Below are 23,896 nucleotides of genomic sequence, written 5' to 3'. Positions count from 1 at the left end.
TCCGACCCCGCGCGCAACGCTCGGGTTCGCAGTCGGCAATAACAGTTCATGGCATCACTGCCACGAAGCGCCAGTCCAGCACGTTCGAATCACTGCCGTCCGCTCGTTGCGCGCGCACCACCGACCGCAGCTGCACCACAATGCCATTGGCCCTCTCGTCGACCGACTCCACTGTTACGTCGCTTGTCAGTGTGTCGCCTTCTCGAACGGGCCCGGTGTGATCGCACGATACCCATCCCAGAATGCCGATCATGTCCGGAAAAGCCCGGTTCGCTTGTCCGAGTGCGAGACCGATGGTGTGGCCGCCGTAGACGAGCCTGGACCCTTGTTCGCGTTGATCATGATGTACTGCAGCGATATTCATGCTCAGTCGGGCAAGCTCGGGCGCGTTTGAGACTACGTCGCCGCTGCTTCGGTGGATCATCCCGGGCGTGGGTGCCACGAAGGTCCGGGACCCTGTTTCCTTCCGGTATGCATCCAGATCCCACCCTTGAGGAATACTCCAGGGCCGGTCGTCGCGCGGGCCGATGGACGACATGTCGTCGCTGTGCCGGACACGTCCCGGGTTCGGATTGTCGCTCAGGGGAAGCAACGCGCAGCGGTAGAAGTCGAGAATGACCTCACCGCGCCTGTCGGTGGATGTGACGTGCAGTGCCGCCAATCCACTGAGAGCTCGGCCCGTCTTGTTTGAGTTTTCGCGGAGAGCAACGACTTCGGTTCTCGTGTGCAGTGTTTCACCGATGTGCGGGAACCTGTGAAATCGGAGCCCTCGGTAGAAGAGGTTGGCGATCACATGGTGCGTTGCCAGAGTGGACTGCCCGATCGCGACATCGCAGACCAGCCCGGGATGTGCGAGCGCTGTCTGCTCGCCGGTCACGGATTTCGAGAGGTGGGTATCGAGTGGTAACCGCAGCCGATTGCCGAGGATGGACTGGTGGACTGCGGCGAGGCCGTCGGTGAGTGTCACGGCGGGGGCCGAGTCGTAGACGGTTCCGACGGTGAGTTGATCGAAGTACGGTCCCCCGATGAGCGAGACGGTCATGGTGTTCCTCCGATTCGTGTCAGCACTCTGCGGGCCGATACGGCGATGGCTTCGTCGAGCATTCGTCCGTCGAGCTGTGCTGCTCCGGCGCCTCTGGCTTCAGCCTCTGCCATGGCCCGCAATACACTGTGCGCGTGTGCGACGGCATCAGCTGATGGTGTGAATATCGTTTCCGCAGAACCGATTTGGTTCGGGTGGATGACCCATTTTCCGTCGAATCCGATGTCACTGGACCACTGAGCCCACTGCCGAAATAGTGGGTCGTCGGAGATACCGAGGTAGGGGCCGTCGATGGCATGGATCCCGGCAACCCGAGCCGCAGTCAGCACGATGTCCTGGTGCGATAACCACATCGCCGGTCCGGCGCGCTCGCTGCGGCCGAGGGTGGCACCGAGATCGGCGTATCCGAGAATCAACGCCTCCAGTCTCGGGGTCGATCGTGCGATTCGAGTTACGTTCTCGATTCCGGCCGGTGTCTCGATCAAGGCTTGTACGCCGATATCCGTCGCGGCCAGAGACGCGCTGACCTCCTCGAGTTGTTCTGCGGTCTCAGCTTTGGGGACAATAATGCTGCGTAGCCTGCTGCCGAGCGATGCACAAGCATCAAGATCGTCGTGGGCCCAGTTTGTCGCGAGACCGTTGATTCGGACCGACACTGTGCGGTCGGTGGACAACGTGGACAGCATTCGGTGCATCGTCACGCGGGCGTCGTGTTTGGCGGGCGGCGCCACGGCGTCTTCGAGGTCGAGCACCACTTCGTCTGCTGTCGAGGCGAGTGCCTTGGTTGCTTTGCGTTCGTCCGATGCCGGTGCGACCAACACCGTGCGCCGCCGTATCTGTGGCCGGGTCCTCACGGCGCCTCGTCGGTGGCTACGACGGCGCTTCGCATGAGCGCATCGATTCGTTCGGCATCGAGACCGAGGACGGATCCGAGGACATCTGCGGTGTGTTGGCCGTGTCGTGGTGACGGAGCGGCGTCGGTGTACCGGCCTTGCCATCGCAATGCCGTGCCGGAGGTGAGCATCGCACCCACGCCGGGATGTTCGATCTCCTGTACCACTGTATGTTGGTCGATCTCCCGAATCTCGGCGGCGACTTCGCCGAGATCCCGATAGGGACTCCACAGCACGCGAGTGTCCGTGAGGTCCTTCTCGATCTGCTCGAGTGTCCGCCCTTCGAACCAAGGCCGCAGGATCGCCGTAATCGCCTCTCGGGCAGTGAATCTGTTCGCCGACAGCGTCAGATCGAGAGATCGTTGCTTCTCGAGGGCAACGAAGATGTCGGCCGTCCCGGTCACTTCGACCAGGGCATTCCAGTGACCGGTGGTGAGACCGACGACCATCACCGAGCGTCCGTCGGCGGTGGGAAAGTCCGAGCCGTAGCTACCGTACAGAGCGTTGCCCTGCCGTGGGCGCCCCGCTGTGGATTGCTCGGCTTCGGCGATCCACCCCATGCCTGCGATCCCTGACAATGCGACGTCGGCCAGTGCCAGTTCCAGGTAGGACCCGGCACCTGTGCGCTCGCGGTGCCGCAGCGCAGTGACGATACCGAGCGCGGCGTGCGCGCCGGTGATCATGTCCCACGCCGGCAATACATGGTTGACCGGAGCGATGGAATCGACCGGACCAGTCATGAGAGGAAGCCCTATCGCCGCATTGACCGTGTAGTCCACCGCGGGGGTGCCGTCGGCGTTGCCCTGGATGTGCAGATGAATCAGATCGCTGCGCCGACTGGTCAAGCTGTTGTTGTCCAACCATGGTGCATGGGCGACGTTTTCGAGGAGCACGCCGGCCTCAGCAATGAGGTCGGTGACCAGTGCTCGGCCGGTGTCACTGCGGAGGTCGACGGCAATCGATTTCTTCGCCTGATTGAGGCCGGCCCAGTACAAGCTCGCCCCGCTGTCCGTGACGGGCCAGCGGTCGGCATCGATGGCGCCGCGAAGTGGGTCGATGCGGATGACCTCGGCTCCCAGCTCGGCGAGCATTCGGCCTGCCGTCGGTCCGGCGACGAAGGTGCACATGTCAATCACCCGAACACCGTCGAGTGGACGCGCGGTCATGATGTTCGCTCGAAGATCGCGGTCAGGCCCTGTCCTCCGCCGATGCACATGGTTTCGACACCGTATCGGGAGCCGCGCCTGTCCATCTCACGCAGCAGCGTGGTGAGTATCCGGACCCCGGTAGCGCCGACGGGATGGCCGAGCGATATCCCGGATCCGTTGACATTGGTTCGTTCGAAATCTGTTGCGGTGAAATTCCATTCGCGGGTGACCGCGAGTGCCTGAGCGGCGAATGCTTCGTTGAGTTCGATCAGATCGATGTCAGCCAAGGTGAGGCCGGCGCGTTGAAGAGCCCTCGCGGTGGACGACACCGGGCCGATACCCATCTCCGACGGCTCGACGCCGGCCACCGCCCAGGTAACCAATCGGGCGTACGGACGCAACCCCAGACTCTCTGCGGCGGAGCGGGACGTTACCAGACATGCTGCGGCGCCGTCATTTTGGCCGCTTGCGTTTCCGGCTGTGACAGTGGCGTCGGGATCCGAACCGGACATGACGGGTCGCAATCTGGCCAAGGACTGCATTGTCGTGTCGGCTCGCGGATGTTCGTCGCGATCGACGATCAGGGGCTCGCTTTTGCGGACCGGTACCTCGATGGGGACAATTTCCTCGGCGAAGACGCCGGAGTCGATGGCTGCCACCGCACGGCGATGAGATTCGACGGCAAGCGCGTCCTGTTCGTCTCGGCCGATGCCGTACTTGCGGCGCAGGTTCTCGGCGGTTTCGAGCATCCCTCCGGGTACGGGGTAGTTGCGGCCGCCTGCGGTGACGCGCCCGCGTCCCAGCCGGTCGTGCAGTGTCGCGGGTGCGCCTTTCGCGCCCCAGCGCATGGCGGTCGTGTAGTACTCGGCTTGACTCATCGACTCGACTCCGCCGGCGATCACGATCTCGGCGACGCCGGTCTGGATGCGCATGGCGGCGTCGAGGACGGCTTGCAGGCCCGAGCCGCAGCGTCGATCGAGTTGCTGGCCAGGGACGGTGACGGGAAGTCCGGCGTCCAGAGCGACGACACGGCCGATGGCCGGAGCCTCCCCGTTCGGATAACACTGGCCGAAAATGACGTCGTCGACCGCGGCGGGGTCCACCCCCGTGCGGGTGAGCAACTCGGAGACCACACGGGCACCGAGGTCGGTTGCGGAGACGTCCTTGAACTGACCTCCGTACCGCCCGACGGGAGTACGAAGCGGTTCGCAGACGACAACGTCGTGTGCCTGTGCAGGGGTGGTGTCAGGCATGTCGGAAGTCCCTCTCGTGGTCGGTCCATTGTTGTGCGCATTCGCGCAGTTCGACGGCGCGAATCTTGGTCCCGTTGCCGCCTACGGTGGTTGGCATGTCTTCGATGATGTGCACTGCGGAGGGCACTTTGAAGGCTGCCAGGCTCGACGCACACCATGACTTGAGTTCTGCGGAATCGAGCGGCGCGGTGTCTGAGGGCACGACGAACGCGATAGCTTGTGTGTATCCACCGGCTGCAGTGATCCCGACGACCTTCGCCAGGCGTACCCCGGCGTGTTCGGCGAGTCGTTGTTCGATCTCGGCGGGGTCGACGAGGAATCCACGCAGGCGGAGAACGTCGCCCATCCGGCAGATGTACGAGTACCCTCCGTCGCCGGTTGCGGTGCCCAGATCGCCGCTGCGGAACCATCCGTCCGCGGTGAACGCGGCGGCCGCGGCTCCGGGATTGCCGAGGTAGGCATCGACTACGTTGGGGCCGCGGACTTGCAGTTCACCTTGCTCACCGTCCGGCAGGACCGAGTCATCGAAGGGATCGGCGATGCGGATCTCGATGTTCTCCGAGACCGGTCGCCCACCGCCTGTCCATCGCAGGGTCTCGGCATCGTCGAGATCCCACAGCAGCATCAGCGAGAAGACCTCCGAGGAACCGAACACCCCAGTGGTGAGGGCGCCGAACTGATCGCGTGCCCACCGCGCGATCTGGTGTGAGCGGCCGAGGAAATCGGCGATCCCGAGTACCTTCAGCGACGACAGGTCACCTCCGGTGATCTGCCATTGATCGTGGAGTCGGCCGTACAGATCATCGCCACCGACGATATGCGTCACGCGCAACGATTCCATCAGTGAAAGCGTCGTGGCCGCGTCGAAGACAGGTTCCATCAGCAGCGCTGCGCCTCCGGCCATTGCGGCCAGAGCGGTGTTGAATCCGAACACACCTGAGACGGGAAGAACGCACAGGGCGACATCGCCGGGTTCGATCCGCAGGGCTACTGCGTCGGCGCGGGCATGCCCGACGACAGCGCTCTCCCGGTGTGCTGCGAGTTTCGGTGTGCCGGTCGAACCGGATGTTGTGAAGGCAACGGCGAGCGGGTCGTCGGCGAGTGGGCCGGCCACGAGGCCTGCTGCGGTGGGAGCTGCCGTCTTCGGTGTGGCCGCGACCCGAACAGATCCGGTGTCGGCGCTGCCGGCGTTCCAGGAACCGCCACCGAGATCAAATGGCCCGGGATCAGGGGAGGCCGATGCGGCAGCGCCGCTGACGACTGCGATCGCCGGCATGGTGGCCGGCTCGACCGAGTTCAGTGCGTCGGAGAGCGTTGCGAACAGGTCGAGACCGTGGAATCGATCAGCTACGGCAACCACGCAAGGGCTTGCTGATTCGAGGATGTGCGCGATCTCGTGGGTGTTGTAGCGAGTGTTCACGCCGATCACGTGTGCCCCGAGTTCGGCGGCCGCGAACTGCCAGACAATGGCGTCGGACCAATTGGGTAGCAGCACTGCTATGCATTGGCCGCTATTGACCCCCACTGCTTGCAGCTCGGTTCGCAGTGCGCGGACTCGGTCAGCCAGCTCGCTGCGGGTTGTCGGCAGGACGAGGTCTCCGGCCACATCGAAGGTCGCAACTGCCTGGGGATCCGATTCGACCAGGTCGTTCAGAAAGTGCGCAAGTGTCGTCATGAGACTGCCTCCACGGTCGAGCCGGCGCTCAGCTCGCTCAACCATTGGTGGGCGAGGGAGGCGAAGTCGTCGACTTCCTCCATCGGGTAGTGCCCGATACCTTCGAGCAGGGTGTAGCGGGCAAGACCTGGGTTCGAGTCGTTGATAGCGTCAACAGCGGACTGGACACTTCGAGCGTCGATCCAAGGGTCCTCGTCGCCGGCGATCAGGTGTATCGGGCATGTGACGTCGCCGAGGCGGTCTTGGACATCGTGTGTGCCCCAACCGATAAGGTCGGTCGAGGAGATCTCCGGATCCTCGCGTTTGTGCATCGTGGCGATGACGTGTGCTCGACTTTCCGGTACTGCGCGGCCGATCGATGCGAGTGTGCCCAGGTAGGTTCGGTCCGCGCGACTGGGGCTGGCCACATCTTCAAGTTCGCGTCGAAGCCCGTCGACGTTTACGCGGCCTGGCGCGGCTTCGGCTTCCATGGCGATGGCTCCGGCGAGTGGCTGTGAGGGCCTCGTTGCCAGTTCCAAGGTGAGTTTGCCGCCGATGGAGCAGCCGATGACGAACGGCGTTTGTACGTCGAGAAGTTCGAGGATCTTCCAGAGCCAGTCGGCATAGATACTCAGGCTTCTGATCGGTGCGTGTGCGGCGGGCTCGGACCGTCCATGTCCGGGGAGATCCGGGACGATCACCCGATAACCGAATTCGGAGAGCGCTCTGGCGAAGTGGCGCCATTGAACGCCGCTTTGACCCGCGGTGTGCAGACACAGAACCGTGGGTAATGTTGCGGCAGTACTATTTTCCGGTGTCACGATCTCGACGAATCCGAGCGCTCCGTCTACCTGGAGATATTTCGCTTCGATCATGCGTGGGGCTCCTTCGCGATGATTCTGGCGTGCTCGATGATGGTTCCGAGCGGCTTCGTCAGTCGTAGATATTCGTAACCGTCTCCGCTGGAGGAGAATTCACCAGCGATTGCTCGGCGCATGAAATCGCTGCGTTCGGCGCTGGCGAGTTCGACCCAGCGTTCGGCGGTGGTGATGAAGGTGAAGGTGGCGCCGTTGGGGGTTCGCCTGGCGACGTCGACAATCCGGCCGCGATAGATACGCAGATGGACCTCGCGTATATGGCTGGGTCCGTCGATACATCGCAACCCGATCGTTCCGTCCCAGTTCGCCAGCGAATCGGCGAATGTCGCATCTTTACTGAGAGATTCACGTAAGGCTTCGCCCCAACGCACGGTGCAGAAGTCGGTGCCGGGTCTGCCTTCGGCTGCTGCGGTCCGCGGCGCGATCCACGTTTCAACCCCTTGTTCGCGGGTGTTGCCGGCCTCGTCGAGAAGTCGAACGTGGCGATCGACCTCGATCTCGGAGTCCCGGGTCGCGACTCGGGTGATCACCGTCTCAGCACTTACGGCGTCGAGGTCGGTAACGGCGACGATACGACTCCACTGCAGTTCCGTGCGTACGGCGCCCAGGGCCACCGGCGTGGCCAATAGACCAGCGGTAACAATGCCGGTTGCGCCGACCTTTTCCAGTACCGAACGGTGAGCAGCAAACAGACCCAGTAGATCCCCGATCGGGTGAAACGGTGAGGCGAAGGTGTCACCGACCGCGATGCCGGTAGTCGTCGACGTCATGACTGCGACCGTCCCAGCAGTTCGTCAGAGATGATGCGCATCTGAATCTCGCTCGTGCCTTCGAAGATTTTCGTCAGTCGTGCGTCGCGCCAGTGCCGTTCGACCTGGAAGTCGGTGGTGTAGCCGGCGCCGCCGTGGATCTGTACGGCTTCACTGGTGACGCGTTCTGCCATTTCGGTGGCAACCAACTTGCACATCGACGCTTCGAGCGAGCAGCGGCGTCCGGTGTCGATGTCGGTGGCCACGGCGTACATCAACTGGCGGGCGGCCTCGATATCGGCGGCCATCTTGGCGATCTTGAAGCGAAGGTGCTGAAAATCTGCGATGGGATGACCGAATTGGCGGCGAGTGTGCATGTAGGCAATGGAGTCCTCGAGGGCCGCTCTGGCCAAGCCGATTGCTCGGGCGGCGGTGTGCGCGCGGCCGACTTCGAGACCGCTGACCGCGAGGTAGAAGCCTTTACCCTCCTCACCGAGCATATTCACGGCAGGGACGCGGAAGTTGTCGAACGCGAGTTCCCAAGTGCTCCAGCCGAAATAGCCGATCTTGCGTATTTTGGTGCCACTGATGCCCTCGGGTAAGACTCCTCGTTCCTTGTCGACGAAGAACGCACTGATGCCGCGGTGCGGTTTGGCCGGATCCTTCTGCGGATCCGTTCGCGCGAACAGGACGAGATAGTCGGCCTCGTCGGCGTAGGTACACCACATCTTGGTGCCGTTGATAATCCAGTCGTCGCCTCTGCGGGTTGCGCGGCACGAAATATTGGCCACGTCGGACCCCGCCTCGGCTTCCGAGAGTGCATATGCTCCGAGGTAGTCGCCGCTGGCCACTTTCGGGAGTAGCTCGGCCTCTTGTTCGGGGGTGAAACCGCCGCCCATGCCGTTTCCTCGCGCCAGCAGTCCAGAGACACTCATCCACGCGCGGGAGAGTTCCTCGGCGACGAGACAGTATTCGAAGACTCCGAGTCCGAGGCCTCCGTGTTCTTCGGGAATCATGATTCCGAAGAAACCGACCTCTGACATTGCCTTTTTCAGTGAATCCGGAATGGCGCCTTGTCGGGGATCAAGTTCGTTCGCGACCGGGAGTACCTGTGTTATCGCGAAGTCCCGGGCCAGATCGCGGATAGCCAAGCGGTCTTCGGTGAGGTACCGCGGGGAATCGGTGCGCGGCTGAGAGGGCCGATGAGTCATGTAATGCTCCTGGTGACTGTCGTGCGTCCATAAAATTACGACGCATTACATTAACGCTTGTTCACCAAGTAGAGCATGTTGGCCGCGAGTGCGTCAACGACACCCCAACTGCACCCACCAATTGATGCGACATCAGGCCTGCCGGTATCCGACCAGATTCAGCCCGTACTGGCCGTACGACTTGGCAACCTCCCGCGCGGACAGCGGGCCGTCGTCTCGATACCAGAGCGCAATGCCCGAACACATCGTCAACACCGCAGTCACTGCTTGATGAACAAGCGGGATTACGAACTCTCCGCAGTTCACACCCGCTTCCGCAATCGCGATGAACTGATGTTCCTGGGCGTCGCGCGAGCCCACCACTCGCTTTCGATCCACCTCGTCCAGATATCTCAACTCAGTGTTGGCCACGAGACACGCCTGGGCATGCGATGCCGTATACAACGCGTGCGCTTCAACTGCCGCTGCCCACTGCGCAGACGGAGACGCCCCGGCCCTACGAATGGCATTGCGGGTTGCAGTGAACTGCTCATCACTGGCTGCCCTCAGTATTTCAACCAGTATTTCGTCCTTGTTCTCGAAATGGTTGTAGACGTTTGCAGCGCTACAACCTGCGCTTTTAGCGATATTGCGCAGGGTCGCCGCATGAAAACCGAAGTCGAAGAATTCCTGCAACGCAGTGTCAAGGATCCGCTGTCGCACGCTCCGGGTGTCTACGTTTGTTGATCGACTGTTCATACGCAAAGACTATGGCGCAACTCAAAGACCTTGCAAGCGGCAGCTTCCTGGGTATTGACGGCGCCCCTCCAGATGGATTATGGTCCAAATCACATGAACGGGCGTTAATGTCTCGTCCCGTCAACTTCACTCAGCAACACTTGGAGGTAAGGGCGTTGAGCACTCTCGAAGAAAGAATTGCGCGATTGGAGGATCTCGAAGCGATCCGCTACCTCGACGCGCAATATTGCCGACATCTCGACGACGGCAACTGGGACGACCTGATGACTCTGTTCATCGATGACGGTGCCTTCGACGGACTCTCACACCCGGTAGGCAAAGCGGAGATGAAGGAATTCTTCGCCGGACTCGCCGACGCTGGGCTCAGCGAGTTCTGGCACTTCATCACCAACATGGAGATCGACCTCCACGGCGACACCGCCACCGTTCGATCATTCCTGTGGCAACCGTGTGTATCGGACGGCGTTGCCTCCATTGCTGCCGGCCGCTACACGGACACGCTGGTCAAAGTCGACGGGCACTGGCTCTACCGAGTCAAACAAGTTCGATTCCACTTCTTCGGACCGCTCGACGAGGGCTGGGCCGAGAATCAGTTCGCACTCGAGAGCGCCAAGCGCGCAGCGGTGCACCCATGAGCACGCGCGCATGGCTACCCATCCTCATGCTGCCGGAATTCATCGAACTTCGGCGACGCCGTCGCACGGTGACCATTTCCCTTGGCCTGGTGGCGATCACAATGTTCAGCGGCTTCCTCGTCGGCTTCGCATACTTCCCTGCACTGCTCGGTGAAAACGAACTCCTGGGCATACCTCTGTCGCTCTGGGTGGTGTTCTCACAGTTCGCCGGAACCTGGGTCCTGGTATACGCATACTTCCGACTTTCCCGTACCTACATCGAACCGACTGCCGCCGCAGCGATCCAGGCCATCGAGCATCACGCCCAGGAGAAAGTCGCATGACCACCGAACCGAATTTCCTGGCGATAGGCGTCTGCATCGCCGTCATATCCCTCACCCTGTGGGTCACGTTCGCCGCCTCCCGCCGTAGCCGCAGCGCCGACGGGTTCTTCGCCGCCGGACGATCGATCACCGGATGGCAGAACGGATTCGCCATCGCCGGTGAATTCATCTCCGCCGGAAGCTTCCTGGGCACCACGGGCCTCATCTTCTACAAGGGCGTCGACGGCGCGGTCATTCTCTGCACCTCCGTCGTCTCGTTCCTCCCCGTATTGCTCCTCCTTGCGGAGAAAATGCGCAACGTCGGAAAGTTCACTCTTGCAGATGTTCTCGTCTTCAGAACCGGTGCACGGCGTGTTCGAATCGTCGTCGCCTTCAGTACGATCGTCACCGGCACATTCGTCCTGCTCGCACAGCTTGTCGCGGCAGGAGTGCTCCTGCAATCGGTGTCCGGCATCCCCTTCGGCCTGTCCGTCGTGGTCGCCGGAACGCTCATGGGCATCTATGTCTTCGTCGGCGGCATGCTCGCCACAACATGGGTACAGGTGATCAAGTCGACGATCTTGGCCACACTCGCCGTCGTCGTCGCCCTGGGCATCTTCACCAAATTCGGTTTCAGCCTGCCCCGCATGCTCTCCGGTGCCACCGACAACGCCGCAGCGGGCGACGCGATCCTCTCCCCCGGACTGATTTTCGGCCAGACCGGAGCACTCAACCTGGTCTCCTACTCACTGGCCTTCGCCCTCGGCACCGCCGGTATGGCACACATCCTGATCCGCTTCTTCACCGTCCCAGACGCCGGTACGGCCAGGAAATCGATCGGCTGGACAGTCGGACTATGCAGCATGTTCTATCTGATCGTCATCGTGATGGGATTCGGTGCCGCAGCGATACTCGGGCCCGACGGTGCAGAGCGGGTAGGCGCAGGCGGCAACCTCGCGGCGCCGACACTGGTCACCGAGCTCGGTGGTGGAGTCGGGACGATCGGCGGCTCCATCGCACTGGCGTTGGTCGCGGCTGTCGCCTTCGCAAGCATCGTCGCCGTCGTCGCAGGCGTCGTCATATCTGCCGCAGGCACATTCGCCCGTGACGTCTGGCCCAGCCTGACCCGAACCAACGACGACGAGAACGATGTCCGCGATGCAAAAGTCGCCCGCTATGCTGCTGTGGGATTCAGTATCTTCGCCGTTATCTTGACCATGCTCATCGGTGACTCCACCAACATCACCTACTTCATGGGAATGGCGTTCATGGTCGCAGGCAGCGCCCACTTGCCTAGTCTGCTGCTCAGCCTCAACTGGCGCCGATTCAACAGCACCGGCGCAGTCTGGGGAATCTCGGTCGGACTGGTATCGACCGTCGTCAGCCTGATGTTTACCGAAGCGCTTTGGCTCGGTAGCGGACCGGCGCCTCTGACCATCCAGCTGCCCATCATCATCACGTTGCCGCTGGGCGCGGCCGCAGCGATCATCGGTTCTCTGCTCGGCGAGAAACGACACGGCCCCTCACGAGAGCGAGATGAAAAGTTTGCCGAGATGCTCGTACGTGCAGAAACCGGCATCGGCGCAGAACTAGCCGAGACCCGGAACTAGCACGCGAGACACCACAAGTAGCTGCACTGCCACTGATTGTGCGCTGCAAAAGTTCCGGCCCACGGCGGAACCTTGCAGCGCACCATCGGACACCGCACGCGCTGGCAGTGGGCGAGACCGCCGATCACCGGGCCCCGCCCGAAACGACTGGACCACTCTTGCCTAAGAGCTCGTTATTCGGTGTTGCCGATGACAGAACAATGACCAGAAACTCCACAGGCTTCGTCAAGTACAGCCGCAGGCCGTCCCCATTTGGGCGAAGCCGAAGTCTGCGCAGGCTTGAAGGACCCGATCACACCTGCCGAGCCAGCTTAGCTGCCGCAACCCTCTGCGCATTCTATCCGTCGTGGACGGTGATCTCCGTAGCCCGGAACTCGCCGGCGTCAAGAACATCACCGAAGACCCATACGCGCTAGGCTCCCCGATGCGGGGCGCCCTGGAACTACTTGGAAGTCGCTGGACGATCTCATTGTCAAAGCCCTTCAATCCGGTCCCATGCGGTTCAACGCCGTGAGGGATGCGTCGGGATTGAGCCCCCAGGTTCTCACCCGCACGCTGCGCGCCCTTCGAGACGAACGGAACTCGTCGCCCGCGAGGTCTTTGCGGAGGCGCCACGGTGCGCCGAGTATCGCCTGACGGCACTCGGCAACACACCGTGCCCGGTAGTACGTGCTCTCCAGGACTGGGCGGAGGCCCACGCCGACGACATCGCAACGGCACGGGCAAACGCGGCAGCACCGCCAACGACCACCTCCGAGATCGAGTTGGCACTCCCGAGCGACATCCGCCTCGGCAGGCCGATCAGCGAACTTCCACTCAACGGAAGCGGCCCCTTGCCCGGTGAGCTCATCGGCAGTGCAATGAGGGATGCTTCCGCGATTGAACCCCACCGAGAACCAGATCGGGCGCGATGTGACCGGCGTACTGCCCGATACGGCGGCTGCAACCGGTATCAGCGCACTAACCCCGGCCCACGACGCCGTATGGCAGCGGGCCGAGCCCTACCTGAAGGTTCGCGACAGCGACACACACCATCTACGCATATGGCATCGCCCGAGCGCTGACCGACCTGTATCCCGACGCCGACCCCGAGGTCGTCCTTCTGGGCATCATGTTGCACGACACCGGGTGGTCTCACGTACCCGAGGCCGAGATACTGAAGGCGAAAACACCACGCGGAAACCGGACCGACCTAGTGATCCTGCACGAGAAAGAGGGCGCGCGAATCGCCGTCGAGACTCTCACCAGTCTCGGTCACGATGCGGCGCGAATCACCGAGATCGGTCAGATCATCGACGGTCACGACTCCCGACTAACCGCACTATCGCTCAACGACGCACTGCTCAAGGACGCCGACAAACTGTGGCGCCTGACTCCACACGGACTGGACACGGTGATGAACTGGTTCGGCCTGACCCGCGAACAGGCGCATCGCCCGGTCGCCAACCGCGTGCACGAGCACCTGTTCACCGACGCTGCCCGTACCATGGCTCGCGTCATGGCGGCAGTCGCCTGGGTCGACTCGAGCCCTCAGCGGATAGCACTGGGATAGACGGGTGGTGATGCACCGGTGAATGCCCGACAAAGTCCCGGCCGGACCGTCACATCCAAGGTCATGGCCATCCTCTCCACCTTCGAATCCGGCCCCTCAACAAGGACTCTCACCCAGATCGCCGAAGCCGCCGACCTGCCGTTGCCGACGGCATTTCGGCTGGTCAACGAGCTAGTCGAGTGGGGAGCCCTAGACAAGGACGAGTCCGGAACTTATCTGGTCGGCATGCGCCTGTGGGAGGTCGCACAGAATGCCGGCCGGCAGCTGCGCGACACTGCCCGCCCCTTCCTCCAGGACCTGTTCTCACTTACCCAAGAGACTTCCCATCTAGCCATTCGGGACGGCCACGAGGCGCTGTATATCGACCGGATCTACAGCTCGAAGCGAGTACCGCGGGCGTCGCGTGTGGGCGGTCGACTCCCGTTGCACGCCACTGCGGTCGGCAAGGTGCTGCTCGCATTCGAGGAGCCCTGGGTACGCGAGGCCTACATCGCCCGAGACCTCGAGACACCGACCCAGTACACACACGTGAATAAAACCCGGCTGGTCGGGGAACTGGCGACGATTCGACAACAGGGGTACGCGACCACGTCCGAGGAGGTCCGCGCGGGCTCTTGCTCGATCGCGGTACCTGTACTTCTCACTCCTGAACAGGCCGGTGCCGCAATCGGTCTCGTCATGCTCTCCTCACAGGCACAACAGATGACCCGCTATCTACCGCCTCTGCGAGGGATTGCGCGGCGAATCGCGCCTGCTCTGCGCCGACGACCTCTGACTGGAACCAATCTCACTTCCATCTAACGGAAGTCGGGCATTGCCCTTGAGTCATCGCGGCAACACACTTGTCTCGTGGTTCAGATCACATTACGAGAACAGGAAGTGGCCATGTCTGCATCAGACAAGCAGTCCATCCCGACACAGACGGGCAACACTGCCAGCGGTTGCCCTGTCCATCACGGATACCAGCCGTTCGAACAGGACGACCCCTTCCCGTCCTACGCCGCTCTACGCGCGGACGATCCTGTCATGTACGACGAGCGCATCGACTGCTGGATCCTTACCCGCTACGACGACATCAAAGCGGTGTTCGAGGACTGGCAGACCTACAGCAGCGAGAACGCCCAAGCCCCGGTGCGCGAGCGCGGGCAGGAAGCCAAGCAAATCATGGAGGACGGCGGGTTCACCGCCTACTCGGGCCTGTCTGCGCGAATCCCGCCGGAGCACACCAGAATTCGCAAGATCGTCGCCAAGGCGTTCACCCCACGCCGATACAAGACACTGGAACCGGCGATTCGGAGCAACGCCGTCGACCAACTCCAACACATGCTCACTAACGGCAACAGATCCGGAGATCTGCTGACCCAGCTCGCCTACGATATCCCGACCGTCACCATTCTCACCCTCATCGGCGCCGACGTGGCCCAGGTCGACACCTTCAAGAAGTGGAGCGATTCCCGTGCCGCAATGACGTGGGGGGATCTCAGCGACGATGAACAGATTCCGCACGCCCACAACCTCGTGGACTACTGGCAGGAATGCCTGCGGCTTGTCCAAGATGCGCATGAGAACGAGCGGGACAGCTTGGTCGGCGACCTAGTTCGCGCCCAGGCCGAGGGTGATCCGATCACCGACCACGAGATCGCGTCGGTCTGCTACAGCTTGCTGTTCGCCGGACACGAGACCACCACCACCCTGATTTCCAACACGCTCCGGGTACTGCTCGCACACCCCGACCAGTGGCAGCGGGTCGTCGACGACCCCAAAAGGATTACCTCCGCGATCGACGAGGTTTTGCGATTCAGCCCATCCATCGTCGCGTGGCGACGCCGTGCACTCAAGGACACCGAGATCAGCGGGGTTGCTATCCCCAAGGGTGCGAACCTGCTGCTGGTGATGGGTTCCGCGAACCGCGACGAATCACGCTTCGAGAAACCGGACCAGTTCGACATCGATCGAGGCAACGCACGTGAGCACCTCGCTTTCGGGTTCGGCATCCACTACTGCCTGGGCAACATGCTCGCGAAGCTGCAGACCAAAATCGCAGTCGAGGAGGTCGCACGGATAGCCCCAGACCTACGGCTCGTCGAGAACGACGCCGTCCGTTTCGGCAAGAACCTCTCCTTCCGTGCTCCCCTCTCCGTCCCCGTTTCCTGGGAGAACTGATATGACCGACGCCCCGTACATCTGCTTTTTCGACGCCGACGTTGATCCTCTCATCGAGGATCTCGGCGGCAAGTGCGCCTCGCTGGTCACCATGACCGGTGCGGGAATGCCGGTTCCACCCGGCTTCGCTGTCACCACCGCCGGCTACCAGCGTTTCGTCGACCACACCGGAATTACCGAGGAAACCCGACAGCTGCTGGCAGGCCTCGACCCCGACGACGTGGCGCAGGTCGATCAGGTCTCCGGCCGGATCCGAGAGATGATCTGTTCCTGCACCGCACCTGCGGACCTGACGCAGTCGATCGTGGATGCCCACGGCGAATTGCAGCGCCGGTTCGCCACGCAGACGCCGGTGGCGATTCGATCGTCGGCGACAGCGGAGGACCTTCCCGGCGCGAGTTTCGCCGGCCAGCAGGACACCTATCTTTGGATCACCGGCATTGACGCCGTCCGTGAAAGCATCCGACGCTGCTGGGCGTCGCTGTATACCAGTCGCGCGATCCTCTACCGCCTCAAACACGAGATCTCGGATGAGGGACTGAGGATGGCTGTTGCGGTGCAGAAGATGGTCAACGCCCGCGTCGCCGGAGTGGCGATCACGATGAACCCGACCAACGGAGACCGCTCCAAGATCGCAGTCGACGCCTCCTACGGTGTCGGCGAGATGGTGGTCTCCGGCCTGGTCACTCCCGACAACATCCTGCTCGACAAGGTGATGCTCACCGTAGTCAGCGAGACCGTCGGCGATAAGCACGCCGAGCTGGTACCCGATTTCGGTACCGGAGAGCTCGTCGAGCGGGAGGTCGACGCCGAGCGACGTGCCCGGCGCTCACTCACCCCCGACGAACTGACAGCGGTGGCCGCGATGGCCAAGCGAGCCGAGAAGCACTACCTGTGCCCGCAAGACATCGAGTGGGCACTTGACCATGACCTTCCTGACGGGCAGAACCTGCTGTTGCTGCAATCGCGGCCGGAAACGGTGCACTCATCGAAGGCCGAACCGACCGCCGCCGCACCTCCTACCGCCGCACCGACAAACGGATTCAGCTTGTCCAGCATGACCGCCACCCTCACCCACGGATTACCCAAGAGCTAATCCGCTCCCCTGCAGTCTTTTGAAGAACAGGAATTGTTCATGACCGCCACGCAGCAGCCCACGATGAAGTCCTTCCCCAAGCCCTCCACGTTGTCCGTGCCCGCCGGCGCCGAGGGGTGGGAGAAGCTCTACCCCTACAATCTGGTCTTCCAGAACCTCAGCGGAGACGAGGATGAGAAGTTCTGGTTCTGCGACAGCCAGCACTGGCCCACAGTGTTCAAGCCTTTCGAAACCATCGGCGGCGAGTTCGCGGTCAAGTGCCTCGGCCAGTACAACACTCGACACCTTCTGATTCCGCCGGCTAACGGCATCGAGTTCAAGATCCACCTCGGCTACCTGTACATGAGCCCTGTTTCGGTCCCCGAGGATCAGATCGCCTCCCGCGCCACGGAATTCGAGCGTCGCGCTGGCCACTACTTCCAGAACTGGGACTCACTGCTCGAAAATTGGCACATCAAGGTGCGCTCCACCATCGACGAGATGGAGTCGCTGTCGTTCCCCACACTGCCGGAGATGGTCCCATTCGAGGACATCGTCAGCGGCAAGGCGAAGGACGGCTCCGAGATGCTGATGGAGAACTACGACCGGCTGATCCAGCTGTGCTATCAAAACTGGCAGTACCACTTCGAGTTCCTCAACCTCGGTTACCTTGCGTACCTAGACTTCTTCGGGTTCTGCAAGGAACTGTTCCCCGGCATCCCGGATCAGGCCATCGCCAAGATGGTGCAGGGCGTCGACATGGAGCTTTTCCGGCCGGACGACGAGCTCAAGACACTGGCCGCTTTGGCTGTCGAACTTGGTCTGCAGCAATCATTTTCCGACACCGATGACGTCGACGGCACACTGGAACGGGTACGGGCGGCGGGCGGCGAGCGTTGGCTCGAGGCTTACCTCACAGCACAGGATCCGTGGTTCAACTTCACTGTCGGCAACGGCTTCTACGGCCACGACAAGTACTGGATCGAGTATCAGGAGATCCCACTCGGCTACATCAAGGACTACATCCGCCGCCTCGACGAAGGCCAGCAGATCCTGCGACCGGTTGAGGAACTCGTCACCGAGCGCGACCGCGTGATCGAGGAGTACCGTGACCTCCTTGATGCTGCAAACCTAGAGTTGTTCGACGCCAAACGCGGGCTCGCCGCGACCGCCTACCCATACGTCGAGAACCACAACTTCTACATCGAGCACTGGACCATGGGCGTGTTCTGGCGCAAGGTCCGCGAACTCGGACAGCTCTTCGCGGACGCCGGATTCTGGACCGACAAGAACGACATGCTCTACCTGACCCGCGGTGAAGTGCGGGACGCCATCTTCGACCTAATCACCGGCTGGGCAGTGGGAGCTGACGCCACCGGACCGTACTACTGGCCGGCCGAGATCGAGCGTCGTCGGGGCATCATCGACGCCCTCAGCAGTCAGCGGCCACAACCAGCGCTCAACACTCCTCCCGCGCAGATCACCGAACCGTTCACAATGATGCTCTACGGCATCACCACCGAGCAGGTTCAGCAGTGGCTTGCCGGCGACGAGGTCGGTACAGATGGGGCGATCACCGGCATGGCGTCCTCACCCGGCATCGTAGAAGGCATCGCTCGCGTCGTGCAACACGCCGACCAACTCAACGAGGTGCAGGAAGGTGACATCCTCGTCGCCACCGTAACCGCACCGTCATGGGGACCTATCTTCGGCAAGATCAAGGCCACCGTCACCGACATCGGCGGCATGATGAGCCACGCCGCGATCGTCTGCCGCGAGTACGGATTGCCCGCCGTTACCGGAACCGGCAACGGGTCAACGACAATCCGGACCGGTCAGCTAATCCGCGTCGACGGAAACACCGGCCGCGTCGAGATCCTGGGCTGAGCCATGACCGACACACGCGCCGATGAGGGCGCCGAGCGCACCGTCCTGATCACGGGCGCGGCAGGCGGACTCGGACGGAGTTTCGCGCTGGGGTTCGCCGGCCGAGGCTACCGGGTCGCAGTCGCCGATATCGACACCGACGGCGTGGCCGAAACCGCGCGACTGATACGCCATGCCGGCGCCGACGCCTGGCATGGCAGAGTCGATGTCACCTCCGCGTCGTCCACCGAGGAACTAGCGGTCGCAGCCTCAGAGTTCGGTCACGGACGGATCGACGTCCTTGTCAACAACGCCGCCGTCTACGGCGCGGTCACCCGCGCACCGCTGGAGGAGATCGACCCGGCCGAATGGGACCTGGTGATGGGAGTCAACCTCAAGGGACCCTGGCTGATGGTTCGCGCCGTCAGCCCCTACCTCCCCGGAACCGGCCGGGTGGTCAACCTGTCCTCGGCGACGGTCTACAGCGGCTCTGAGAACTGGCTGCACTACGTAGCCTCCAAGGGCGGGGTGATCGCCCTGACCCGGGTGATGGCAAAGGAATTGGGCCGACGCGGAATCACAGTGAACGCGATAGCCCCAGGGTTCACACTCACCGAGGCCAGCAAGGGCCTCATGGAGAATGCGGAGGCGTACGGGGTCGACCGCGGCGCACTCCGCCGCGCGAGCCAACCCGAGGACATCGTCGGCGCGGCGTTGTACCTCGCCGGGGCCGACAGTTCCTACGTCACGGGGCAGACCCTCGTGGTCGACGGTGGCCGACAGTTCATCTGACCAGCACCATCCGAACAATGACCAGACAGAAAGGAGTGACGATGCCTCAGATCACATACACAAACTTCGAAGGTGCCCGGCGCACTGTCGAAGCCACTCCCGGCGACTCGGTAATGGAAACCGCCGTGCGCAACGGGGTTCCGGGAATCATCGGCGAATGCGGCGGTTCGCTCTCATGCGCTACGTGCCACGTCTTCGTCGACGAGTCCCAGCTCAGCGACCTGCCTGCAATGGATGGCATGGAAGACGAAATGCTCTGGGGCGCTGCGGAGGACCGACGGGATAATTCCCGCCTGTGCTGCCAGATCCGCATCACACCCGAGATGGAACTGCGTGTCACGACGCCGCAGACGCAGGTCTGACGATGACCGAATCCGGACTACTCATCGTCGGTTCCTCCCAAGCAGGAGTTCAGCTCGCTGTGTCCCTGCGCGCCCTCGGTTATCAACGGCCGATCACGTTGCTCGGCGACGAGAACCACCGCCCTTACCAGCGTCCCGCACTCTCGAAGGAGTTCCTGCAGGGTGCGATCACCAAGGAGTCGTTGATCTTTCGGTCGCCCGAGTACTGGGCAGAACATTGCATCGACGTGGTGAAGAACGAGCGGATCGTGCGCATCGACAAAAATGCCGACGGTTCTGGTATCGCCTACGCTCGCTCCGGAAACGAGTTCCCTTTCAGCACACTCGCATTGGCTGTCGGAGCTCGCGCCCGCCGGCTGAACATCCCCGGCGCTGACCTGCCGGGTGTGCTGCACCTACGCAACGCCGACGACGCACTCGAACTTAAAGCGCGCATGCCCGCCATCACCAACGCGGTGGTGATCGGTGGCGGCTTCATCGGGATCGAAGCCGCGGCCAGCATGAACAAGATGCACAAGAACGTCACCCTCATCGAGGCGGGACCACAGTTGATCGGCCGCGCCGTCGGCCCGGAAACCGCTGAGCACCTGCTCGATCAGCATCGCGCAGCGGGCATCGAAGTGCTGCTCGGCGCTCAGGTGACCCGAATCCTGGGCGCCGGCGACACAGTCAGTGGCGTCGAGGTGGACGGGCGGGTGATCGAGGCCGACCTCGTCCTGATCGGGGTGGGTGTGCTGCCCAACACCGAACTCGCCGAAGGTATCGGTCTCGAGGTGAACAACGGCATCGTCGTCGACCGGTACGCGGTCGCCTCCGATGGCACTACCCTCGCAGTAGGCGACGTCGCGAACCTGCCCAACCCGACCCCAGGCGCCCCCGAAGGCTCCCGGGTTCGATTCGAAAGCGTCAACAACGCCGTGGAGCAGGCCAAGGTGGCTGCCTACGCGGTCACCGGCTACCAGGAGGACTACGCCGGCATCCCGTGGTTCTGGTCCAATCAAGGCGAGATGAAACTGCAAATCGCCGGCCTGTCAACAGGGTTCGACAAGACCGTGGTCCGCTCCGATCCGGAGAAGGGCAAATTCACGGTCCTGTACTACAGGTCTGGACGCATCATCTCCGCCGACTGCGTCAATGCACCGCTCGACTTCATGGCGGTGAAAGCAGCACTCGCCCAGCATGCGAATATCCCCGCCGACGCGGCCGCCGAACCCACTGTCCCACTCAAATCGGTCACATCCCAACCACAGCAGGAGGCACTGCCATGAGCCTGGTCCACGAGTTGGCACCGCGACCGATCCGCGCCGTGGGGCCCATCGACACCTCACCGATCTCACTCACCCCGGCCCGCAGCACCGACCTCGACCCGATATGGAAATCAGTAGTCCCAGAGTCCCGCACCCGAGGAAACGACATCCACCTGCCGATCTCACTCGCCTTCGCCGAACGATTGTGCGCAGCCTACACGGAGGCAAACTCACTGGTAGTGCGAGTCTCAATCCTGCTGCACGACACCGGTTGGGGCCGGGTCGACGAGACCCGGATCCTGTCCGAAGGATTCTCCGGGGACTGGCGCAAGGCCGCGATCCGCTACGAACACGAGAAGCAAGGCTGCCTCATCGCACGCGAGGTACTGCCACCGCTGGGCTACGACACGGAGTTCGTCGAGACGGTGTGCACCATCATAGACGGCCACGACACACGCAAGGAGGCGTGCTCCCTCGAAGATGCGCTCGTGCGCGACGCGGACCGACTGTGGCGCTTCGACCAGGCCGGCATCGCACTGGCCTCGAACTGGTTCGGCATGGACCCTGCAACATACTGCGACCGACTCGCGGCCGAAATCATCCCCGAGATGCTCACCGAGGCGGCGATCGCGATGGCCACCGCCGACCTCGATCGGTCCAACGCGCTACTCAAGACCGTGGTACTGCGATGACCCCGGTAACCACATCCACCACCGTTTCGCGCGCTTCCACGCTGCGGTGGGCCCACGTCGACGACCACTTCGTCGAGGGCAGCTGGCGACCTTCCACCGGAACGCAGCGCCTCCCGATCATTGATCCCGCCAGCGAGGAACAGTGGGGCAGTGTGCCCAACGCGACCGCTGAGGATATCGAGGCGGCGATGAGAGCCGCCGACACGGCGTTCCGTAGCGGCCGCTGGCCGCGAATGCGGCCAAGCGAGCGTGCGACGTACCTGCTCCGGATCGCCGGGGAGATCGAGAAGCGCGCACATCCGCTCGCCTGCACCAACACCCTCGAGAATGGCTCGCCGATTACCGAGACGTCGGGCGCAGCCGCCAACGCAGCCAGCATCTTTCGATACTTCGCCTGCCTCGCCGAGCATCTCGAGGCGGATGATGTCCGTGAATTCCCCGCCGGCGGTGCGGAATCCGTCGTACGCCGGGACCCAATCGGAGTCTGCGTATTGATCGCTCCCTGGAACTTCCCGATCAACCTCGTCGCGATCAAGTTGGCGCCGGCGCTACTGGCCGGATGCACAGTCGTGATCAAACCAGCAGAGTCCACGCCGTTGTCGATCCGGTACCTGGTGGACGCCGTGGCTGCGGCCGGCGTACCCGCCGGCGTGGTCAACCTGATCACCGGCGACGGCATGGTCGGCGACGCACTCGTTCGCCATCCGCGCACCGCGAAAGTCGCGTTCACCGGCTCCACACCGGTAGGTCGGCAGATCGCAGCGGCGTGCGGAGAACTGCTTCGCCCGGTTACTCTGGAGTTGGGTGGAAAGTCCTCCGCGCTGGTGCTTCCCGACGCCAACCTGGACGAGATGTCATCCGTGCTGATCCGCTCCTGCATGCGCAATACCGGGCAGACCTGCTATATCTCGACGCGCATCCTCGCTCCACGTGAGCGGTACGAGGACGTTGTCGACATGGCCACCCGGACCATCGCCGCTGCGCCGCAAGGAAACCCGCTCGACCGCTCGACGGTGTTCGGCCCGCTTGCCAATCGGAAGCAGTACGAGGTTGTCCTCGGGTTGCTCGAGTCAGCCGTCGACGAGGGAGCCCGGGTCACTACCGGCGGCTTCGCCCTCCCCGGACCGGGACTGTTCGTCGCGCCCACGGTCCTCGCGGATGTGACGCCGCAGATGCGAGTGGCGCGGGAGGAGATATTCGGGCCGGTGGTCACGATCATCGCCTACGACGATCTCGACGACGCGATCGAGATCGCGAACGACACCGACTTCGGGCTCGGCGGGCTGGTGTTCTCCACCAATCCCGATGCTGCCCTTGCCGTCGCAGACCGGATGGACACCGGATCAGTCGGGATCAACTTCTTCGCCTCCAACCATTCGGCGCCATTCGGCGGTCGCCACGATTCCGGACTCGGCGTGGAGTACGGCATGGAGGGATTGTCGGCGTACCTGACCTACAAGTCCATTCATCGCAAGCTGGCCGAACTCATCTGACAAATCCACCGAACATCGACTGTTTGCCCCGCCCAACCACACTCGAAGAACGACGCAATGCCCGACTTCATCCCGACCTCAACTACCGTCGGCATTGTCGGTGCCGGCCCCGCCGGACTCACGCTCGCTCACCGCGCCGGCATCCTCGAACGCGACGGTGTTTGATGCTCCTATGGTGTCAAATCGGTGTTTCGGAGCCATGCTTCGGGGACTGTCTCTAGATCGGTGTTTCGGCCCGACAAGCTGAGTGAATGCTCGGCGAGGAGGTGCCAAGATGACGACACTGGAAGATGTGACGAAGAAGAGGGCCGAGCCCTCCGCAGAAGCTGCGGCGGCCGCGGAACTGGTGCGACTCGCCAAGGAACAGGGCCTGTCGTTGACCGGGCCGGACGGCCTGCTCAAACAGTTCACCAAAACCGTCCTCGAAACCGCCCTGAACGAAGAGATGACCGAGCACCTCGGCCACGACAAGAACCAGGCCCAGCCAGAGCGGGACTCGACGAACATCCGGAACGGAACCCGGCCGAAAACTGTGTTGACC

The 23,896-nt window shown here is 62.7% G+C and carries 24 protein-coding genes; 15 read left to right on the top strand and 9 right to left on the bottom strand.

Going from position 1 to position 23,896, the window contains the following annotated elements; all coding sequences use genetic code 11:
- Positions 1-46 precede the first annotated feature (46 nt).
- The 9 genes from R4P65_RS31470 to R4P65_RS31430 form a co-directional block, all read right to left on the bottom strand.
- Entirely contained in the window at positions 47-1,042 is a 996-nt protein-coding gene (locus R4P65_RS31470; RefSeq protein ID WP_317829463.1) for a MaoC family dehydratase, read from the bottom strand.
- On the bottom strand, positions 1,039-1,896 hold the full coding sequence (locus R4P65_RS31465) for a CoA ester lyase (RefSeq protein ID WP_317829462.1): 858 nt from the start codon (positions 1,894-1,896) through the stop codon (positions 1,039-1,041). Before R4P65_RS31465 ends, R4P65_RS31470 begins: the two co-directional genes overlap by 4 nt.
- Positions 1,893-3,101, bottom strand: a complete 1,209-nt coding sequence (locus R4P65_RS31460; RefSeq protein ID WP_317829461.1) for a CoA transferase — start codon at positions 3,099-3,101, stop codon at positions 1,893-1,895. Before R4P65_RS31460 ends, R4P65_RS31465 begins: the two co-directional genes overlap by 4 nt.
- Complete coding sequence (locus R4P65_RS31455; RefSeq protein ID WP_317829460.1) at positions 3,098-4,336, bottom strand: acetyl-CoA C-acetyltransferase; 1,239 nt, start codon at positions 4,334-4,336, stop codon at positions 3,098-3,100. The genes R4P65_RS31460 and R4P65_RS31455 overlap by 4 nt, the downstream gene beginning before the upstream one ends.
- The gene (locus R4P65_RS31450) at positions 4,329-6,011 is read right to left on the bottom strand and encodes an AMP-binding protein (RefSeq protein WP_317829459.1); all 1,683 of its coding nucleotides are present in this window, start codon (positions 6,009-6,011) and stop codon (positions 4,329-4,331) included. The genes R4P65_RS31455 and R4P65_RS31450 overlap by 8 nt, the downstream gene beginning before the upstream one ends.
- On the bottom strand, positions 6,008-6,865 hold the full coding sequence (locus tag R4P65_RS31445; RefSeq protein WP_317829458.1) for an alpha/beta hydrolase: 858 nt from the start codon (positions 6,863-6,865) through the stop codon (positions 6,008-6,010). The genes R4P65_RS31450 and R4P65_RS31445 overlap by 4 nt, the downstream gene beginning before the upstream one ends.
- Complete coding sequence (locus R4P65_RS31440; RefSeq protein ID WP_317829457.1) at positions 6,862-7,638, bottom strand: hypothetical protein; 777 nt, start codon at positions 7,636-7,638, stop codon at positions 6,862-6,864. Before R4P65_RS31440 ends, R4P65_RS31445 begins: the two co-directional genes overlap by 4 nt.
- On the bottom strand, positions 7,635-8,828 hold the full coding sequence (locus R4P65_RS31435; protein ID WP_317829456.1) for an acyl-CoA dehydrogenase family protein: 1,194 nt from the start codon (positions 8,826-8,828) through the stop codon (positions 7,635-7,637). Before R4P65_RS31435 ends, R4P65_RS31440 begins: the two co-directional genes overlap by 4 nt.
- Before the next feature lie 132 nt (positions 8,829-8,960).
- A complete protein-coding gene (locus R4P65_RS31430; RefSeq protein WP_317829455.1) occupies positions 8,961-9,566 on the bottom strand; it encodes a TetR/AcrR family transcriptional regulator in 606 nt (201 codons plus the stop codon).
- Between the two features lie 155 nt (positions 9,567-9,721).
- Here R4P65_RS31430 and R4P65_RS31425 point away from each other — a divergent pair, with 155 nt between their 5' ends.
- From R4P65_RS31425 to R4P65_RS31355, 15 genes are all read left to right on the top strand, one after another.
- Positions 9,722-10,201: a nuclear transport factor 2 family protein gene (locus R4P65_RS31425; RefSeq protein ID WP_317829454.1), complete on the top strand. Its 480-nt coding sequence runs from the start codon at positions 9,722-9,724 to the stop codon at positions 10,199-10,201.
- Complete coding sequence (locus R4P65_RS31420) at positions 10,198-10,524, top strand: DUF485 domain-containing protein (protein ID WP_317829453.1); 327 nt, start codon at positions 10,198-10,200, stop codon at positions 10,522-10,524. The genes R4P65_RS31425 and R4P65_RS31420 overlap by 4 nt, the downstream gene beginning before the upstream one ends.
- Positions 10,521-12,113, top strand: a complete 1,593-nt coding sequence (locus R4P65_RS31415) for a cation acetate symporter (protein WP_317829452.1) — start codon at positions 10,521-10,523, stop codon at positions 12,111-12,113. The genes R4P65_RS31420 and R4P65_RS31415 overlap by 4 nt, the downstream gene beginning before the upstream one ends.
- A gap of 446 nt (positions 12,114-12,559) precedes the next feature.
- Complete coding sequence (locus R4P65_RS33300) at positions 12,560-13,177, top strand: winged helix-turn-helix transcriptional regulator (RefSeq protein ID WP_411742613.1); 618 nt, start codon at positions 12,560-12,562, stop codon at positions 13,175-13,177.
- On the top strand, positions 13,147-13,665 hold the full coding sequence (locus R4P65_RS31405) for an HD domain-containing protein (protein WP_317829474.1): 519 nt from the start codon (positions 13,147-13,149) through the stop codon (positions 13,663-13,665). Before R4P65_RS33300 ends, R4P65_RS31405 begins: the two co-directional genes overlap by 31 nt.
- Before the next feature lie 18 nt (positions 13,666-13,683).
- Entirely contained in the window at positions 13,684-14,466 is a 783-nt protein-coding gene (locus R4P65_RS31400) for an IclR family transcriptional regulator (RefSeq protein ID WP_317829450.1), read from the top strand.
- Positions 14,467-14,550: 84 nt separating this feature from the next.
- The gene (locus tag R4P65_RS31395) at positions 14,551-15,828 is read left to right on the top strand and encodes a cytochrome P450 (protein ID WP_317829449.1); all 1,278 of its coding nucleotides are present in this window, start codon (positions 14,551-14,553) and stop codon (positions 15,826-15,828) included.
- A gap of 1 nt (position 15,829) precedes the next feature.
- Positions 15,830-16,924 (top strand): PEP/pyruvate-binding domain-containing protein, encoded by a 1,095-nt coding sequence (locus R4P65_RS31390; RefSeq protein ID WP_317829448.1) that lies wholly within the window; start codon positions 15,830-15,832, stop codon positions 16,922-16,924.
- Between the two features lie 39 nt (positions 16,925-16,963).
- Positions 16,964-18,790: a PEP-utilizing enzyme gene (locus R4P65_RS31385; RefSeq protein ID WP_317829447.1), complete on the top strand. Its 1,827-nt coding sequence runs from the start codon at positions 16,964-16,966 to the stop codon at positions 18,788-18,790.
- 3 nt (positions 18,791-18,793) lie between these two features.
- The gene (locus tag R4P65_RS31380; RefSeq protein ID WP_317829446.1) at positions 18,794-19,561 is read left to right on the top strand and encodes an SDR family NAD(P)-dependent oxidoreductase; all 768 of its coding nucleotides are present in this window, start codon (positions 18,794-18,796) and stop codon (positions 19,559-19,561) included.
- A 41-nt stretch (positions 19,562-19,602) separates the two neighbouring features.
- Positions 19,603-19,923, top strand: a complete 321-nt coding sequence (locus tag R4P65_RS31375; protein ID WP_317829445.1) for a 2Fe-2S iron-sulfur cluster-binding protein — start codon at positions 19,603-19,605, stop codon at positions 19,921-19,923.
- A 2-nt stretch (positions 19,924-19,925) separates the two neighbouring features.
- Positions 19,926-21,191, top strand: a complete 1,266-nt coding sequence (locus R4P65_RS31370) for an FAD/NAD(P)-binding oxidoreductase (protein ID WP_317829444.1) — start codon at positions 19,926-19,928, stop codon at positions 21,189-21,191.
- Positions 21,188-21,862, top strand: coding sequence for an HD domain-containing protein (locus R4P65_RS31365; RefSeq protein WP_317829443.1), 675 nt, complete (start codon positions 21,188-21,190; stop codon positions 21,860-21,862). Before R4P65_RS31370 ends, R4P65_RS31365 begins: the two co-directional genes overlap by 4 nt.
- Positions 21,859-23,355, top strand: coding sequence for an aldehyde dehydrogenase family protein (locus R4P65_RS31360; RefSeq protein ID WP_317829442.1), 1,497 nt, complete (start codon positions 21,859-21,861; stop codon positions 23,353-23,355). Before R4P65_RS31365 ends, R4P65_RS31360 begins: the two co-directional genes overlap by 4 nt.
- Positions 23,356-23,629: 274 nt before the next feature.
- Positions 23,630-23,896: transposase (locus R4P65_RS31355; protein WP_317829441.1), on the top strand; the 267-nt coding region annotated here is incomplete at its 3' end.

This window comes from Rhodococcus sp. IEGM 1318 (assembly GCF_033142465.1).
Lineage (GTDB): Bacteria > Actinomycetota > Actinomycetes > Mycobacteriales > Mycobacteriaceae > Rhodococcus_F > Rhodococcus_F qingshengii_B.
This window is presented reverse-complemented; position numbering and strand designations above follow the sequence as displayed.

Coding starts and splice junctions, on each gene's coding strand:
- R4P65_RS31440 (WP_317829457.1), bottom strand. CDS start 7,638: ATGACGTCGACGACTACCGGCATCGCGGTCGGTGACACCTTCGCCTCA.
- R4P65_RS31380 (WP_317829446.1), top strand. CDS start 18,794: ATGACCGACACACGCGCCGATGAGGGCGCCGAGCGCACCGTCCTGATC.
- R4P65_RS31470 (WP_317829463.1), bottom strand. CDS start 1,042: ATGACCGTCTCGCTCATCGGGGGACCGTACTTCGATCAACTCACCGTC.
- R4P65_RS31415 (WP_317829452.1), top strand. CDS start 10,521: ATGACCACCGAACCGAATTTCCTGGCGATAGGCGTCTGCATCGCCGTC.
- R4P65_RS31435 (WP_317829456.1), bottom strand. CDS start 8,828: ATGACTCATCGGCCCTCTCAGCCGCGCACCGATTCCCCGCGGTACCTC.
- R4P65_RS31390 (WP_317829448.1), top strand. CDS start 15,830: ATGACCGACGCCCCGTACATCTGCTTTTTCGACGCCGACGTTGATCCT.
- R4P65_RS31385 (WP_317829447.1), top strand. CDS start 16,964: ATGACCGCCACGCAGCAGCCCACGATGAAGTCCTTCCCCAAGCCCTCC.
- R4P65_RS31365 (WP_317829443.1), top strand. CDS start 21,188: ATGAGCCTGGTCCACGAGTTGGCACCGCGACCGATCCGCGCCGTGGGG.
- R4P65_RS31395 (WP_317829449.1), top strand. CDS start 14,551: ATGTCTGCATCAGACAAGCAGTCCATCCCGACACAGACGGGCAACACT.
- R4P65_RS31430 (WP_317829455.1), bottom strand. CDS start 9,566: ATGAACAGTCGATCAACAAACGTAGACACCCGGAGCGTGCGACAGCGG.
- R4P65_RS31370 (WP_317829444.1), top strand. CDS start 19,926: ATGACCGAATCCGGACTACTCATCGTCGGTTCCTCCCAAGCAGGAGTT.
- R4P65_RS31450 (WP_317829459.1), bottom strand. CDS start 6,011: ATGACGACACTTGCGCACTTTCTGAACGACCTGGTCGAATCGGATCCC.
- R4P65_RS31420 (WP_317829453.1), top strand. CDS start 10,198: ATGAGCACGCGCGCATGGCTACCCATCCTCATGCTGCCGGAATTCATC.
- R4P65_RS31445 (WP_317829458.1), bottom strand. CDS start 6,865: ATGATCGAAGCGAAATATCTCCAGGTAGACGGAGCGCTCGGATTCGTC.
- R4P65_RS31360 (WP_317829442.1), top strand. CDS start 21,859: ATGACCCCGGTAACCACATCCACCACCGTTTCGCGCGCTTCCACGCTG.
- R4P65_RS31375 (WP_317829445.1), top strand. CDS start 19,603: ATGCCTCAGATCACATACACAAACTTCGAAGGTGCCCGGCGCACTGTC.
- R4P65_RS31455 (WP_317829460.1), bottom strand. CDS start 4,336: ATGCCTGACACCACCCCTGCACAGGCACACGACGTTGTCGTCTGCGAA.
- R4P65_RS31460 (WP_317829461.1), bottom strand. CDS start 3,101: ATGACCGCGCGTCCACTCGACGGTGTTCGGGTGATTGACATGTGCACC.